The organism is Mucilaginibacter humi, from assembly GCF_013087555.1.
This window is the reverse complement of the sequence record NZ_JABFCR010000001.1, coordinates 25,908-40,458: the sequence shown is the minus strand read 5'-3', so window position 1 is coordinate 40,458 and position 14,551 is coordinate 25,908. Positions and strand designations below refer to the sequence as shown.

The window sequence follows — 14,551 nt, the reverse complement described above, 5'->3', positions numbered from 1 at the left end:
ATCCTTCACAAACTCAAACGATTCCCGCGGCTGCAATGAATGCATAGTATTGAAGCATGTCTATATGGTATAAAGTTTATGTGAGTTATTTTTCCAGCGGCAGCGTGAGCCAAAAGGTACTACCCACGCCGGGTTCACTTTCTGCCCAGATTTTACCGTTGTGGCGGGTTATTACCTCTTTAGAAAGATAAAGACCTATACCCGTGCCAGAAACATTTGGATTAGTTTCATCAACCCGATAAAACCTTGAGAATATTTGTTTTAATTTTTCCGGAGCAATACCCACACCAAAATCACGAACACCTATTTTAACATCATTTTTTTCGCGACCAAGCGTTATAATTATCTGATTAGAACCCGGTGCGTAACGGATAGCATTGGTTAGCAGGTTGTTTAGCACTTGTTCAATCCGGTGCGCGTCGCCGTTTATATATAGTTCTGTTATATCGGTTTCAAGCTTGATGTGGTAATTATTATTGCTATGTGCAAATAGTTCAATTACGTTTTCAATAACCTGGACGATATCAAATCGCTCTTCGGTAAACCGCAGTTTCCCGGCTTCAATACTTGATACATCCAGCAAGTCGGATACCAGTGCATTAAGCTTTTTAACCTGCTGCCTGGTTTTATCTACAAACCGTTTACCTTTTTCATCGGTTATCAGGCTGCTTAATAGCTGCAGGTAGCCATTTATGCTGGTTAAAGGGGTTTTAAGTTCATGGCTTGCCAGCCCAATAAATTCGTCTTTTTTATCATTAAGGGCCTTAACCTGTTCAAATAACCGGGCCTTTTCTTCCTGCGCACTTAGGTGCTCGCTAATATCGCGTGCTATTTTTGATGCCCCGATGATATTGCCATTTCCATCAACAATAGGAGATACCGTGATCGAGAGAGGAATTTGCCGGCCATCCTTAGCCTGGCGGATAGTTTGAAAATGATCAACTCTTCTTCCGTTAAATATTTCCCCAATTATGAAAGCTTCTTCCCGGATCCGTTCAGGCGGAATGATGAGAGAAATATGCTTACCAATAATTTCCTGTTCAGTATAGCCAAACATTCTTTCGGCAGCTTTATTCCAACTGGTAATTATACCATCAAGCGTTTTACTCACAATGGTATCGTCCGAGCCATCAACGATAGCAGCCAGCATACCTTGTTTTTCATTAACCCTTTTATAGATAGAAATATCCCGTGCTATTTTTGACGCCCCGATTACTCTGCCCGAATTGTCGGTAATTGGCGAAATGGTAACCGATATAGGTATCATGTCACCATTTTTAGTCATTCGCACCGTCTCGAAATGATCTACTTTTCTCCCCCGCGAGATGTTGCCAATAATAATATCTTCTTCGCCCAGTCTATCATGCGGTATAATCAATGAGATGTGCTTCCCCACCGCTTCAGCTTCAGTATGCCCAAACATACGTTCGGCGGCCGGGTTCCAGCTATTAATAATGCCATCAAGTGTTTTGCTGATTATCGCATCATCAGAAGTAGCTATAATGGACGCAAGTATGGCTTGTTTTTGTTCGGCTAAACTTACATTGTCGGGTAAAAGGGGTGACCCATTAGGCGTATTCTGGTTCATTATCAAATAAACAATTAATATTCCATTTTGTTGTAAATGGTTTTTCTTATTGATCACCTTTTAAATTTATACCACTCTTCCCTTCTCCAGCTTCAGTATTTTATCAACGCTTTCAGGTATCTCATGCTGGTAATGGGTAACATATATTAACGTTACTTTACTCAGGCTGCAAATGGTATCTACCAGATTTTTAAAGTGCTGCTGTTGGTGGGTGTCCATGCCCTGACAGGGTTCGTCAAATATCAACAGAGGCGGGTTTTTTATTAAGGCACGTGCCAGCAGGCATAGGCGTTGCGCACTGGCGGGGATATTTTTTAATAGTACACGGGCATATTTATCTATCTCCGTGGCCTTCATCCAGCGCAGGGCGGTTGCTGCTTTTTCCTTATTGCTTGGTCTGAATAAACCTAAAGTATCGTAATAACCCGACTCGATCACCTGCAAGCAACTGTTATCGGTAGGGAAGTACTGGTGCAGCTCGGGCGATACAAAGCCTATCTTCTTTTAATATCCCAGATGCTTTCACCGGTGCCACGCTTTTTATCGAATAAAATAATATCGTTTGCATAGGCCTGTGGGTTATCGCCGTTTATTAAACTTAGCAATGTTGATTTGCCCGCGCCGTTATGGCCCAGCAAGGCCCAGCGATCGCCTGGGGTTTACCTGCCAGTTTACATTATTTAAAATCACATTATCGCTATATTTAACATTCAATTTGTTCATGCTGACGATCTGGTGATAGGTCATAGCCTCGTGGGTGTTTAATAACGATCGTAATTCACCTTTATCAATAACATCGTCATCGGGTGATGCAACCATTTCTGGTTTAAAATCGGCTTTGCTAAATGTATTTATGATGGCGCCATTTTTTAATACGGCTATGTTGGTTATAGCATCGGGAATTTCATAAGGCGATGTAGCCATGACTACAGAAATTCCGGATTCGGTTATCCCCTCAATTATCGTGTTAAACTCCTGCCGGGTTTGCACATCAAGCCCGGTTAACGGGCTATCCATCAGCAATAAAACCGGGTTTTTAACAAAGCTGCGGCTATCCTTAATCGTTTGGTTTCGCCGTTTGATAGTTTGATAAGTTGTTTATGACTTAATCTGTCCAGCTTTAGTGTGGTAATGATCTTATCGAAGTGCCAATATAAGTTAGGTTGAGGGGCAGATTTTATGGTATGAAGGTATTCGGCTACGGTTAAGGCATCATCGCTATCCATCGAGTTATACCGCTGCTGATAATAAAAGTCGCCGGTGTTGCTTAGGTTCTTAAAATGATGTTTGGCCTCAACCATGGCTACCAGTTTATGGTGGGTTAAATGATCTGGGTTACCGGGATGCTGTTTAAGATAATCATCAAAAAGTGGTAACGCACCTCGCCGCCTGTTATGTTAAAATTTCCGGCAATGGTTTGTAGCAGGGCGCTTTTGCCCGACCCGCTTTCGCCAACCAGCGCCCAGTTTTCGCCTTTATTTACAACGAAGGTTAAATTATTAAATAATAAACCATTTACAGATCGTACGTTAATTTGTGTCGCAGTAAAAACAGGAGATGCCATAGGTAGCAAAAATAAAGATATACCGGGCAATAACCGGGCTAATTTCTAAATAATGGATAGGGTGTAGCTATTGCTATACATTATCGGGGTGATAGCCGGATAATGCAAAGCCAATTTCTATGTTTAAACGATAGGCTTAGTTATTGCATAGCTAACAGAAATAATTTAAACCATGAAAAAATTAAACATTTCTTTGATCCTTTTGGCTATGATTGCCTTAAGCGGCTGCTCTGTTGTTACCGGTATTTTTAAAGCCGGTGTTTTTGTAGGCATATTAGCTATAGTTGTTGTGGTTGGTATCCTTATCTGGTTGTTTTCGATGTTTACCGGTGGTGGAAAATAAATTAGTTTAAAGTTAATTTTTGGCCCGCTTTTGGTTATAACCACAGGACATACAAACACCTATAAAAATGGAAAACAATCAAGCAACAATCGAAACTTTGAATGATCTGATTCAAATTAACAACGACCGTATTAAAGGCTTTGAAAACGCCGTTAAAGAAACTGAAGACGCCGAGTTGGTATCTGTTTTTAATAATAAGATATTAGAGAGCCAACAATTAAGAGCAACGTTAACAGAAGAAGTACAGGTTTTAGGTGCCGACGCTGATGCAGGAACTAGCGTAAGCGGCACTATACACCGCACCTGGTTAGAGCTTAAAGCTAATTTTACGGGCCATAGCAGCCATAGTATTTTAGAGGATTGCGAGTTTGGCGAGGATGCTATTAAAAAAGCTTATCAATCAGCTTTAGAAGAAGAGCATTTACCGGCTTATATAAGGGATATATTAAATGATCAAAAAATGATCCTTGATCAATCGCACGATGAGATCAAGGCCCTGCGCGATTCGATAACGAATTAATCAAGAAAAGCTATTAAACAAAAAAGCCTCCGCGGTAAACCGAGAGGCTTTTTTGTTTGAGTCTAAAAAAATACATTTTTTTAGCAGTGTCAACTTTAGCAGTATCAACTTTAGCAGTATCAACAACAGTAGTGTCAGTTTTTACTGAATCAGTTTTTACTGAATCTGTAGTAGCAGTGCTTGAACCTTTGCAAGCAACGAAAGCAGAAACAACTAATGCTAATGCTGCGATTTTGAATGAATTTTTCATGTTAAAATTTTTTAAAGTGACTATATAGTTTTGATATTAATACAATAAACAACAAAAGGTAACCCACTATTTGTAAAATAATGTGCTACCTTTTGCTAAAAACTAATAATCAGCTATAAATAGTGCGAAATTTAATTTTTAACTGAGTCTTTTTTAACGGTTGTTGTTACCGTTGTAGTGTCTTTATGCGTCGAGTCACCAACAATTGTAGTGTCTTTTTTAACGCTGTCTGTCTGTTTAACAGTAGTGTTTCCTTCACAAGCAGCAAATGATGTAATAGCCAAAGCTATGGCGGCAATCTTCAATAAGTTTTTCATGATGTAAATGTTTAAATGGTTTTGTACAGTTTAATACATTTAATTTAAAAAGGTAACCCCATCTGCATTGTCTCCATACTTATTAACAAAAAAGGTAGCCACTGTATATACAATGGCTACCTTAAAAAACTAAATAATCGACTTTAAAATTTCAACAAAGACTACATTTTCTTAGTAGTATCTTTTTAGTAGTGTCTTTTTTCGCGGTGTCAACTTTTACAGTAGTGTCTGTTTTAACTGAATCAGTTTTTACAGAATCTGTAGTAGTAGTAGATTTGCCTTTGCAAGCAACGAAAGAAGCCATAACTAAAGCGATAGCTGCAATTTTGAATGAATTTTTCATCTTGTTTTTGGTTTTAAAGTGTGTATTAACTAACAGCAATCTAAACAGACTGCAATTTTTCAATGTTAGCTAATAGTTTTTACCACAACATTAGAACGAGATTAGAATTGAATTGGAAAAAAACAAGCCGATAATTAACAGTATTTAACTGTTTGCAAACTAAAAGGTTAATGGCTTTAATGCGCATCCGGCAGATTTTTTAGGCGCTAACCGCGATTTTTATTTTAATTTAGATTTTTTATTCCCTGCATTGGGTTACCATTTGGTATAAATAGTATTAAGTAATGTATATATACTTGTGAATAAACATTTAAAAGATTCAGCGCCGACAGACAGCGAGGTTATTCTTGGGATACTAAATAATTCGGAAAGTGCTTTAAAACGGTTGTATACAGCTTACTTCCCGATGGTATTACAGCTAATCATCAACAACAACGGCAACGAGGACGATGCAAAGGATATTTATCAGGAAGCTATAATAGTTCTTTATAATAAGGTTAAGGCGGGTGATTTTGAATTAAGCAGCAAGCTTAAAACTTACATTTATTCTATCTGCCGCAGACTTTGGTTAAAAAGGCTAAGTCAGCTTAACCGCTACGGGGGGATATCAGGGATTTCCGGAGTTTTTGCCGATAGAGGAAGAAGACGAGGAACAACACAACGACCGTAACATACAGTTTACCAAAATGGAAGGAGCGCTTAAATTATTAGGAGAGCCCTGCAAAACTATAATGGAAGACTTTTATATCAACAATAAATCAATGCAGGATATCTGCGAACGTTTTGGCTACACTAATGCAGATAACGCTAAAACACAAAAATATAAATGCCTGCAAAGGCTGAAAAAATTGTTTTTTCAGCAGAAATAAGAAGGAGTAAGATATGAGCGAGAATCAACTTTTAGAAACAATTGAACGTTACCTTAACGGCGAAATGAAAGCCGATGAGCGTAAGAAATTTGAATTGCTGCGTAAAGAAGATGCCGAGTTGGATAGTAAAGTTGTTGAACACAAATTTTTTACCAACCTGTTGAAGCAATACGGTGAGCGTGTTGAGCTGGAGAACCGTTTAAATGCTATCCATGATGAGATTGACGTGCATACACTAAAAGAAAGCCTGATGGTTCACCCCGTGTGGATAGTGCAAATGTGGCGCAACCATCATTCAAAAATATCGGTAGCTGCATCAGTAGCTATATTCGGTGTTTTTACTTTTATGCTGGTAACCGGCAAGTTTAATAATAACAATAGTAATATTGAGCAGCTAAAGAATGAGGTTAACCAACTTCATAAATCTACAAATAGCGCTATAAAATCTATCAATGATATTAAATCAGGTAAAGGTGCAACTATTGAAAAATACAGTGCCACCGCTACCGGCTTTGCCATTACATCCGACGGTTTAATTGCTACCAACTATCATGTTGTGCGTGATGCTTCCGCGGTATCGGTACAAAATGCTGATGGTGACACTTATAAAGCAGAAGTATTATATACAGAGCCGTTACATGATATCGCTATCTTAAAAATAACAGATAGTACTTTCGAAAAGTTAGGTACAATCCCGTACACTTTTAAAAGGACTGAAAGTAGTTTGGCAGAGCAAATCTCAACTTACGGTTACCCGGATGGTTTCCCTGCTTATAACCCGGGGTATTTATCATCATTATTTGGCCAAAACGGTGATACCTTACATTATAAAGTTACCATGCCTATTAACCCGGGTAACAGCGGTGGCCCGTTATGGGATAGTAAAGGCAATGTAATTGGTATTACCGATTCAAAACAGGCGGCGGTTGAGGGCGAGCATTTCGCTATTAAAGCAAAATATTTATTGGATGCCATTAAAAACATCCCTGCTGATTCGTTAGATAACAAGATTGTTTTAAGTAAGAAAAATACCCTTACAGGTTTAACCGAGGCGCAAAAAGCCGCAAAGGCTAAGAACTTTGTATTTATGGTGAAGGTTTATTAACCTGCAATAAATACACCATTTACCTATGGACGGGAAAAGGCGCTTTTATAGCGCCTTTCTTGTTCTATACATTTGTTATTACCGCAAGAGTAGTGTTATCTATCCAACTCGCCCAAAACAATATCAACAGAGCCAACATTTGCTATCAAATCAGCAATCATAATTCCTTTTGAAATTTCGGACAGTACCGATAGATTATTAAAACTTGGTGCCCGTACCTTCGCCCTGAACGGAACTTCAGAGCGTGGGTCGTTATGTATAAAATAAAAGCCAAGTTCGCCTTTGGCGCCTTCGCATCTTGCGTAATAGTCTTGTGGTTTTGGAGTAAGTTTGCGGGGCAGCCCGGCACGCGGATCAAAGTCAGCGGTGCGTTTTAAGTCGTTTTGCAGGCGGTCAATGCATTGTTCCATAATGCGTAAAGATTGTTCAATTTCATCAATGCGCACTTTATAACGGTCCCAGCAATCACCAACAGTACCCATTTGTCCGGTACCTATCGGGATCTCAAAGTCTAATTCAGGATAAACAGAATAGCCGTCAATACGGCGCAGATCCCACTTTAACCCTGAGCCACGCAACATAGGCCCCGAGCAGCCGTAGCTAATAGCCACATCGCGCGGTAATACACCCACATTGGCAGTGCGGCTAATAAAGATCTGGTTGTCGGTTAATAGCTGGTTAAGCTCAACCATTTTAGGGCGGAAGTAGGTAATAAACTCGCGGGCGCGTTCTTCAAATCCTACCGGCAAATCGTAAAACAAACCACCCACCCAAATATAATTATACAGCATGCGCGAGCCTGATGCCCATTCCAGCATCCCCATAATATGCTCCCGGTCTTTAAATAACCAAAGGAAAGGGGTGAAGGCCCCAATATCAATACCATAAGTACCAATAGCTATCAGATGCGATGCGATGCGGTTCATCTCGCAAACCAGCACACGGATATATTCAACACGCTTTGGGATGTCTTTATCAATCCCCAGCATACGCTCAACACCCATTACCCACGCATGGCTGTTATTCATAGATGCGAGGTAATCCAACCTGTCGGTAAACGGAATAGTTTGCTGATAGGTAAGCGACTCGGCGTGCTTTTCAAAACAGCGGTGCAGGTAGCCCACATGCGGGATAACCTCTTTAACTATCTCGCCATCAGTTATCAGCTCCAGCCGCAAAACGCCGTGGGTAGAGGGGTGCTGCGGCCCCATGTTAAGCACCATGTCTTCAATGCTGGCTGCAGCTATTTTTTGGTAGTAGTTATCTAACGCCCGGGTATATTTTGGCGCTAATGGCTTAAAAGTAGGGTATTCTACTTTTATATTCGGATCTGCCGGCGGCGGTGGATAGCCAATCTCAATTCCTTTATAATATTGGGCGGCTTTATAATCTTTTCTTAACGGGAAACCTTCCCAATCATCAGGCAACAAAATACGACGAAGGTCAGGGTGTCCCTCAAAAATACACCCACAAGGTCATAAGCTTCACGCTCATGCCAGTCGGCCGTTTTATATACCGATGTCAGGCTTTTAAATGTAGGTAACTCATCGCTATCGCGATTGTGTTCTTTACTGATTTTTAAAGTGAGTTGTAATTGATAGGGGATAGATGTTAGATGGTAAACTACCCCAAACGTGCCCGCTTCAATACCATAGTCAACCCCGCTAAGGCACGCCAGAAATCAAAATATGTTTTCGAATTATTCCGAAGTTCCGTGCAAACGTCGGCAATGCGGTCGGGCGCTATAAGCAGCGCAGGCTGCAAACCGGTAAGTTCCTCGCCAATAATTATTTCGGCACCAAACTTCTGTATAAGTAAAAGTTTAATCTCCTCAAAACTCATGGGGCAAGGCGTACTTTTTTCCAGTTTTTGTTATCAATCTTTTTGTAGGCTATCCGGTCGTGCAGGCGGCTTGGGCGTCCCTGCCAAAACTCTATAAAGCGTGGCTTTAAAATATAACCACCCCAAAATGATGGTTTGGGTATTTCTTTGTCATCGCCATATTCAGCTTCCAGCTGGCTCATTTTAGCTTCCAATTGTGCGCGGTCAGGGATTTCTGGCTTTGTGGCGATGCCAATGCACCAATCTGGCTTAACCGTGGGCGCGAGTAGAAATATTTTTCAGACTGCTCTTTGCTTAATTTTTCTATAGTACCTTCAATACGCACCTGCCTTTCCAATTCTCCCCAAAAAATACAATCGCGGCATTTGGGTTTTTAGTCAGCTCTTTGCCTTTACGGCTTAGGTAATTGGTATAAAAAGCAAAACCATTCATATCAAAACCCTTAAGCAAAACAATACGTGCAGACGGGCGGCCATCGGGTGTGGCGGTGGCCAGTGTCATGGCGTTTGGCTCTGGTATTTCGGCTGTTACAGCTTCATTAAACCATATATCAAACTGTTTTATCGGGTTTACATTTATGCTGGTTTCGCTTAAAGTTGCAGCGCTGTAATCCCGTCTTAAATTTTGTAAATCTTCTTTATTCATTTACTGCAAACTTACAAATTAATTAAACCGTAAATAGTTATATTATATACAAGCCGAACATATTTTACGTTAACTTGTTAATTTAGTAGTAATATAAAAATAAGTCTATGTTAAATACTATCACGGCCGCGGCGGGGCGCTTGTTAATTTCGGAGCCATTTATGCTGGATCCAAACTTTAAAAGATCAGTTATAATGTTGACAGAATATGCTGAGAGCGGTGCCATGGGCTTTATCCTGAACCATCAAAGCGATTACTTGCTTGGCGATGTGTTGCCCGATACATCCTACTCTGAAATACCGGTGTATATTGGCGGGCCGGTTGCGGCCAACACCCTGCACTTTATACATTGCGTCCCCGATAAAATTGAAGGTGGTATTGAAATTTGCGATGGTATATTTTGGGGCGGCGATTTTGAAACAATAAAAGAACTGGTATCAAGTTACCAACTTAAGGAAACTGAAATAAAATTTTTTATGGGTTACTCTGGCTGGACACCAAGCCAATTGGATGAAGAGCTTAAAGAAAATAGCTGGATAATTGCAGAGAAGTGTAGCGCTACTACTATTTTTAACGTTTCAGAAGAAAATATGTGGAAGGAAGTGGTAATAAGCCCGGGCAGCAGGTATGCGCACATTGCTAATTTTCCCGAAAACCCACAATTAAATTAAAGAGATTAGTTAATTGGTGATTAGAGATTAGTTATTTATGAGAGGTATTAAGAAGTTAGTTGTTTTATCGGTGATTGCCGCCAGCTTTTTTAGCTGCCATAAAACTAAGGAACAGGCGGGTTGTGGTACACAAGTATGTACTAATGTTTTTGCCGCTATAGGTGTTGGTTTTGCCGACATCAATGGTAACCCAATAACTATAAAGAATTTTACCGCCATAAATCAACGCACCAAGCAAAGTGTTGTGCCGGTAAGCCCTGTGAGCGGCCCTGCGCAACCCGGGTATTATATAGTTACCGATGATAATTCGAGAAAAGATTTTTCGACAGAGGGTGACGAGGTGATCATATCAGGCACACACCCAACAACCAACGTAACCAAAACGGTAACCTTTAAAATATCAGGTGGCTGCAACTGCCACGTTGAAAAGATTTCAGGTTCGTCGACAGTGGTGTTTGATTAATTACTTATAAAGTTTAAGGGTTATCGCGTAACTGTTTTATTTGCTCTAACGCCAGTACATCCGCCTGATCCTTAGGGCGATTAACAGTTTTCTTGTTTGCAATTAGTTGATTTATATGGAGAAAAGGAATCTTTACATTTTCTATATCTGCTATTGATGCGAGTTTCAGGCATTCATCAAAAGTGTATTCTTCAAGACCTTTCATACTGGTTAATATATCCAGTCGTAGGCCATTGTTTAGATGAAACTCGGTAAACCCCGGGACGAATTGCATATATTCGATCATTGGGTAATCGCCCATATTGCAACTGATAAAACTCTCTCGTAACAGCTTTCTATTTTCTAAGGTGTCTTTTAGCCAGATATCCATATCACCGGTGAATCGCTGATATCCATGTAAATTGGTTGCGTAGCCGCCAACCATAATATATTCGACTTTATGAGTTTGAAGTGCCTGCCAAAAAATTAATATTTCTTCGTCAAATACATCCACGAATTATTTCTGGATAAATGGTTTATGTGAAATATTTGCTTTAGCCATCGTCTGCTGTATTTTGTATAAACGTGTGGCCATTTCAAAACGTTCTTTATAACTGCGTTTTAAACCCTCTTTTAAAAGGTCCAGTTCAGCCTTATCAAATTGTTTTTTTTGGTTTTCCATATGGCTAGACTACGTACTTATCAAATTTAAACAAAACGAGCTGGATATGCAACAAGGATTATTTCCCAGCCTTCATTTCCTCTGCTGATTCCTCAACCTTTTTCTTCAAATTTTCTTTATAAGCGATCAGGTTTTTAACTACTGCTTCATCTGCAGTTGATATAATTTGCGCTGCCAGGATACCGGCATTTTTAGCGGCGTTTAATGCTACGGTTGCTACCGGGATACCATTTGGCATTTGTAAGATAGACAGGATAGAATCCCAGCCATCAATAGAATTGCTTGATTTTACAGGCACACCAATAACCGGCAAATGTGTTAATGATGCAACCATACCAGGCAAATGCGCCGCGCCGCCTGCACCGGCAATGATTACTTTGATACCACGGCCGGCAGCTTCACGGGCGTAGGTGAACATACGATCAGGCGTACGGTGTGCCGACACGACTGTAATTTCATAGGCAACGCCTAATTCTGTTAAAACATCAGCAGCATCCTGCATAACCGGGAGATCCGATTTGCTGCCCATAATAATTCCTATTTTTGGTTGGCTCATATTATATTTATGTTGTCATTCTGAGCATAGCGAAGAATGACAAGTGCGTTAACTTACTACTTTCAGCGTTTTTTGTACAAACCTCGCTGTCTCAATCGCTTTAGCCCGGTCATTATCTACAATCGTAACATGCCCCATTTTTCTAAACGGCTTTGTTAGCGCTTTGCCATATAAATGTACATATACGCCGGGGCATTTTAATATTTTTTCTATTCCCCGGTAAACAGCGGGCCCCTCAAAACCGGGTTCGCCCAATATGTTTATCATTACGGCATTACTTAAACAGGTAGTGTCGCCTAATGGCTGATCAAATATTGCGCGTAAATGCTGCTCGAACTGCGATACCACATTACCCTCAATACTTTGATGGCCACTGTTATGCGGGCGCGGGGCAAGTTCGTTCACTAATATCTTACCGTCCTTAGTTAAAAACATCTCTACAGCCAGTAAGCCAACTATTTTCAAATCCTCTGCAATTTTTTTAGCGATGCGTTCGGCCTCTTGTTGTATTTCTGCGGATAGGGTAGACGGCGATATCAGGAACTCCACTAAATTAACTTCAGGGTTAAATTCCATCTCAACTACTGGGAAGGTGCTTACCTCGCCGCTTTCATTACGAGCCACTACTACCGCTATTTCCTTTTCAAAGTCAATTAATCGTTCGGCTATGCTTGGTTCTGTAAATGCATTTGCTAATGAATTTTCATCTGCTACTCTATAAACGCCTTTGCCATCATAACCGTCGCGCCTTAACTTTTGGATATATGGGTATGGGAAATCAACTTGTTTTAAGTCATCCACTGACGTGATCATTTTAAAATCGGCTGTTGGTATATCATTCTCCTTAAAGAACTGCTTCTGCAAGCCTTTATCTTGTATCAGGCGAATTATTCTGGGTTGAGGATAAACTAATACGCCTTCACGCTCCAATTGCTCAAGCGCGTCTACATTGACCTTCTCGATCTCGATAGTAAGCAGGTCGACCTTTTTGCCGAATTTATAAACGGTTTCATAATCGCCCAGCGAGCCTACTACAAATTCATCACATAGTTTACGACAAGGAGCCTCGCGGTCGGGGTCCAGAATTTTAACAGTTACGTTATAATTAATAGCTTGTTGTATCAGCATGCGGCCCAGTTGTCCGCCGCCTAAAATACCCAGTTTCAGATCTCCGTAAAATGCTTTCATTGATAGTGCAAGTTTACCGTTAATCTTTCAAAAATGGATGGAGAATTTTGGGATTGTGCATACTCATAGCGATGGGTTTCAAACCAATCGCTATGAGTTAATGTATTTCGTATTTCTATCAGCCACCAACATCACAGGCAACCCTATGCAAATTATTAATGCTGATACGCCTTTAATAATTGGAAGCGGATGAGCCGGGAACGTGCCTATTTTGCTTAACGGGATTACCGCCAGATTCATAACCATCCATGCAAAAGCGCCATAAATAACCGCAACTACATATTTATTGTTTAATCCCGCCAGAAAGCCGGGTACCAAATATAAAATGAGGTTGTAAATAAATAGGCTATCAAATAATGAAATACTACACCGGCAATAACCATTTCTGGTCCGCCGGCAAAAGCGGCCTTGCCAAACATACCGCTGGCAATAAACCTGAAAATTACTCCGGGGCCTAAGTTTAAATTAAACAGGATAGCCCGTGCGGCATCAAGCGTTCCGGTTACTAATCCTAACCATAGGATGGTTTTTAAAGGGCTCTTGGTTAGTGTTTTAGTTGGCATAATCAACATGTAGTTTGATTAGCCAATTATCAACTGTTCGCCTTCTATCTTCTTTTGCAGCTCTATAATGCCGCCTATTAACGCCTCGGGACGGGGCGGGCAGCCTTGCACATACACATCAACAGGTATAATATGGTCTACACCCTTTACTACGTGGTAACCATGCTGCCAGTAAGGACCACCGCAGTTTGAGCACGATCCCATAGAGATAACATAACGCGGCTCTGGCATTTGTTCATAAAGACGTTTAATCCGCTCGGCCATTTTAAAAGTTACCGTGCCGGCAATGATAATAACATCAGCCTGGCGTGCCGATGGACGCGGGAAAACACCAAGTCTGTCCAGATCATAACTTGAAGCGTATGAACCCATCATTTCAATAGCGCAGCAGGCTATACCAAACCCCATTGGCCATAGCGACGATAACCGCGACCAGTTTAGCAGATCGTTTAATTTGGTGACAATTACGCCGCCGCCTTCGCCATTAATATTATTACTCATCGGCTGGTTTTTTAAATGTTGGCTTAAACATTGGCTTGCGGATAGGAGCAGGTTCTGTTGTAGCAACAGTTGCAGCGGTAGTTGTTAACGCGGGCTCTAACACAAGTTCTTTTTTCTTGAAAACGCTTTGTTTTACATTTAATTGCTCATATAATGAGGTAGGGATATTAGTATCAATTTGCGGCAAAACCTGTTTAGGTTTGATCCAGTCAAGGTCGCCTTTGCACCAAACGTAAACAAGGCCCGTGGATTAATATCCCCGGAAAATAAACATTTCAGCTAATGAGAACCACCCCCAACGTGTGTCAGCAGCAATAATTTCATGATTGCCAAATACCGTAGCCTGGGGAAAATGAATACCATCTCTACATCAAACAATAAAAATATAAGGGCAATTACGTAAAAGCGCGAGTTAAAGGGCAGCCACGCATTACCGGTTGGCTCTTCACCGCATTCGTATGATGTTAGCTTTTCGGGAGCAGGGTTATGGGGAGCAATTAAGCGGTTTGCAAAAACATCAGGCCCACCAGATTATTCCTGTAATTAAAAAGATAAGTATCTT

At 40.7% G+C, this 14,551-nt stretch carries 24 protein-coding genes and 3 pseudogenes; 6 read left to right on the top strand and 21 right to left on the bottom strand.

The genetic code is table 11. From position 1 onward, the window contains the following. Positions 1-85: 85 nt before the first annotated feature. The 6 genes from HK413_RS00275 to HK413_RS15760 are packed head-to-tail and all read right to left on the bottom strand — an operon-like array spanning position 86 to position 3,152. Complete coding sequence (locus HK413_RS00275; protein ID WP_175268726.1) at positions 86-1,645, bottom strand: PAS domain S-box protein; 1,560 nt, start codon at positions 1,643-1,645, stop codon at positions 86-88. 9 nt (positions 1,646-1,654) lie between these two features. Continuing rightward, complete coding sequence (locus HK413_RS15780) at positions 1,655-2,026, bottom strand: ATP-binding cassette domain-containing protein (protein ID WP_246229445.1); 372 nt, start codon at positions 2,024-2,026, stop codon at positions 1,655-1,657. A 56-nt stretch (positions 2,027-2,082) separates the two neighbouring features. Beyond that, positions 2,083-2,226, bottom strand: a complete 144-nt coding sequence (locus tag HK413_RS15775; protein WP_246229444.1) for an ATP-binding cassette domain-containing protein — start codon at positions 2,224-2,226, stop codon at positions 2,083-2,085. Next, positions 2,213-2,605: an ATP-binding cassette domain-containing protein gene (locus tag HK413_RS15770; RefSeq protein ID WP_246229443.1), complete on the bottom strand. Its 393-nt coding sequence runs from the start codon at positions 2,603-2,605 to the stop codon at positions 2,213-2,215. The genes HK413_RS15775 and HK413_RS15770 overlap by 14 nt, the downstream gene beginning before the upstream one ends. Then, positions 2,605-2,889, bottom strand: coding sequence for a hypothetical protein (locus HK413_RS15765; protein ID WP_246229442.1), 285 nt, complete (start codon positions 2,887-2,889; stop codon positions 2,605-2,607). The genes HK413_RS15770 and HK413_RS15765 overlap by 1 nt, the downstream gene beginning before the upstream one ends. A gap of 20 nt (positions 2,890-2,909) precedes the next feature. Next, complete coding sequence (locus HK413_RS15760) at positions 2,910-3,152, bottom strand: ATP-binding cassette domain-containing protein (RefSeq protein WP_246229441.1); 243 nt, start codon at positions 3,150-3,152, stop codon at positions 2,910-2,912. A 172-nt stretch (positions 3,153-3,324) separates the two neighbouring features. On the opposite strand from HK413_RS15760, the gene HK413_RS00265 reads away from it, so the two are divergent. Together HK413_RS00265 and HK413_RS00260 are read left to right on the top strand one after the other, a co-directional pair. Next, a complete protein-coding gene (locus HK413_RS00265; RefSeq protein WP_175268725.1) occupies positions 3,325-3,495 on the top strand; it encodes a phosphatidate cytidylyltransferase in 171 nt (56 codons plus the stop codon). A 67-nt stretch (positions 3,496-3,562) separates the two neighbouring features. Next, positions 3,563-4,015, top strand: a complete 453-nt coding sequence (locus HK413_RS00260; RefSeq protein ID WP_175268724.1) for a PA2169 family four-helix-bundle protein — start codon at positions 3,563-3,565, stop codon at positions 4,013-4,015. 13 nt (positions 4,016-4,028) lie between these two features. Here HK413_RS00260 and HK413_RS00255 read toward each other — a convergent pair whose 3' ends face one another. Both HK413_RS00255 and HK413_RS00250 read right to left on the bottom strand, forming a co-directional pair. Beyond that, positions 4,029-4,265 (bottom strand): hypothetical protein, encoded by a 237-nt coding sequence (locus tag HK413_RS00255; RefSeq protein ID WP_175268723.1) that lies wholly within the window; start codon positions 4,263-4,265, stop codon positions 4,029-4,031. A 131-nt stretch (positions 4,266-4,396) separates the two neighbouring features. After that, positions 4,397-4,582, bottom strand: coding sequence for a hypothetical protein (locus HK413_RS00250; RefSeq protein ID WP_175268722.1), 186 nt, complete (start codon positions 4,580-4,582; stop codon positions 4,397-4,399). 641 nt (positions 4,583-5,223) lie between these two features. Here HK413_RS00250 and HK413_RS00245 point away from each other — a divergent pair. Together HK413_RS00245 and HK413_RS00240 are read left to right on the top strand one after the other, a co-directional pair. After that, positions 5,224-5,794 (top strand): annotated as a pseudogene (locus HK413_RS00245) (RNA polymerase sigma factor). Positions 5,795-5,807: 13 nt separating this feature from the next. After that, a complete protein-coding gene (locus HK413_RS00240; RefSeq protein ID WP_175268721.1) occupies positions 5,808-6,899 on the top strand; it encodes a S1C family serine protease in 1,092 nt (363 codons plus the stop codon). A gap of 95 nt (positions 6,900-6,994) precedes the next feature. Here the strand turns inward: HK413_RS00240 and HK413_RS00235 are convergent, their stop codons facing one another. The 5 genes and pseudogenes from HK413_RS00235 to HK413_RS22535 all read right to left on the bottom strand — a co-directional run bounded on the left by HK413_RS00235 (position 6,995) and on the right by HK413_RS22535 (position 9,242). Further along, positions 6,995-8,122, bottom strand: a complete 1,128-nt coding sequence (locus HK413_RS00235) for an NADH-quinone oxidoreductase subunit D (protein ID WP_217451890.1) — start codon at positions 8,120-8,122, stop codon at positions 6,995-6,997. A gap of 207 nt (positions 8,123-8,329) precedes the next feature. Then, positions 8,330-8,547, bottom strand: a pseudogene (locus HK413_RS20265) (NADH-quinone oxidoreductase subunit C); the annotation flags it as partial. Continuing rightward, positions 8,523-8,741, bottom strand: a complete 219-nt coding sequence (locus tag HK413_RS20260; RefSeq protein WP_317169121.1) for a hypothetical protein — start codon at positions 8,739-8,741, stop codon at positions 8,523-8,525. The pseudogene HK413_RS20265 and the gene HK413_RS20260, both read right to left, overlap by 25 nt. Beyond that, entirely contained in the window at positions 8,738-8,935 is a 198-nt protein-coding gene (locus tag HK413_RS20255; protein ID WP_317169120.1) for a pyridoxine 5'-phosphate oxidase C-terminal domain-containing protein, read from the bottom strand. The genes HK413_RS20260 and HK413_RS20255 overlap by 4 nt, the downstream gene beginning before the upstream one ends. Continuing rightward, positions 8,920-9,242 (bottom strand): annotated as a pseudogene (locus tag HK413_RS22535) (pyridoxal 5'-phosphate synthase). The gene HK413_RS20255 and the pseudogene HK413_RS22535 overlap by 16 nt, the downstream one beginning before the upstream one ends. A gap of 305 nt (positions 9,243-9,547) precedes the next feature. Here HK413_RS22535 and HK413_RS00220 point away from each other — a divergent pair. Continuing rightward, complete coding sequence (locus tag HK413_RS00220; RefSeq protein ID WP_246229440.1) at positions 9,548-10,057, top strand: YqgE/AlgH family protein; 510 nt, start codon at positions 9,548-9,550, stop codon at positions 10,055-10,057. Between the two features lie 37 nt (positions 10,058-10,094). Beyond that, positions 10,095-10,520, top strand: a complete 426-nt coding sequence (locus tag HK413_RS00215) for a hypothetical protein (protein WP_175268719.1) — start codon at positions 10,095-10,097, stop codon at positions 10,518-10,520. Between the two features lie 13 nt (positions 10,521-10,533). Here the strand turns inward: HK413_RS00215 and HK413_RS00210 are convergent, their stop codons facing one another. The 8 genes from HK413_RS00210 to HK413_RS15750 all read right to left on the bottom strand — a co-directional run bounded on the left by HK413_RS00210 (position 10,534) and on the right by HK413_RS15750 (position 14,487). Further along, complete coding sequence (locus HK413_RS00210; RefSeq protein ID WP_175268718.1) at positions 10,534-11,013, bottom strand: hypothetical protein; 480 nt, start codon at positions 11,011-11,013, stop codon at positions 10,534-10,536. A gap of 3 nt (positions 11,014-11,016) precedes the next feature. Beyond that, a complete protein-coding gene (locus tag HK413_RS00205; RefSeq protein WP_175268717.1) occupies positions 11,017-11,181 on the bottom strand; it encodes a hypothetical protein in 165 nt (54 codons plus the stop codon). Positions 11,182-11,239: 58 nt separating this feature from the next. Continuing rightward, entirely contained in the window at positions 11,240-11,737 is a 498-nt protein-coding gene (gene purE, locus HK413_RS00200) for a 5-(carboxyamino)imidazole ribonucleotide mutase (protein ID WP_175268716.1), read from the bottom strand. Between the two features lie 48 nt (positions 11,738-11,785). Next, positions 11,786-12,925: a 5-(carboxyamino)imidazole ribonucleotide synthase gene (locus tag HK413_RS00195; protein WP_175268715.1), complete on the bottom strand. Its 1,140-nt coding sequence runs from the start codon at positions 12,923-12,925 to the stop codon at positions 11,786-11,788. A 290-nt stretch (positions 12,926-13,215) separates the two neighbouring features. After that, positions 13,216-13,488, bottom strand: a complete 273-nt coding sequence (locus tag HK413_RS00190) for a hypothetical protein (protein WP_175268714.1) — start codon at positions 13,486-13,488, stop codon at positions 13,216-13,218. An 18-nt stretch (positions 13,489-13,506) separates the two neighbouring features. After that, the gene (locus HK413_RS00185) at positions 13,507-13,989 is read right to left on the bottom strand and encodes an NADH-quinone oxidoreductase subunit B (RefSeq protein ID WP_175268713.1); all 483 of its coding nucleotides are present in this window, start codon (positions 13,987-13,989) and stop codon (positions 13,507-13,509) included. Continuing rightward, the gene (locus tag HK413_RS15755) at positions 13,982-14,176 is read right to left on the bottom strand and encodes a hypothetical protein (protein ID WP_246229439.1); all 195 of its coding nucleotides are present in this window, start codon (positions 14,174-14,176) and stop codon (positions 13,982-13,984) included. Before HK413_RS15755 ends, HK413_RS00185 begins: the two co-directional genes overlap by 8 nt. 92 nt (positions 14,177-14,268) lie before the next feature. Beyond that, the gene (locus tag HK413_RS15750) at positions 14,269-14,487 is read right to left on the bottom strand and encodes an NADH-quinone oxidoreductase subunit A (protein WP_317169140.1); all 219 of its coding nucleotides are present in this window, start codon (positions 14,485-14,487) and stop codon (positions 14,269-14,271) included. Positions 14,488-14,551 lie beyond the last annotated feature (64 nt).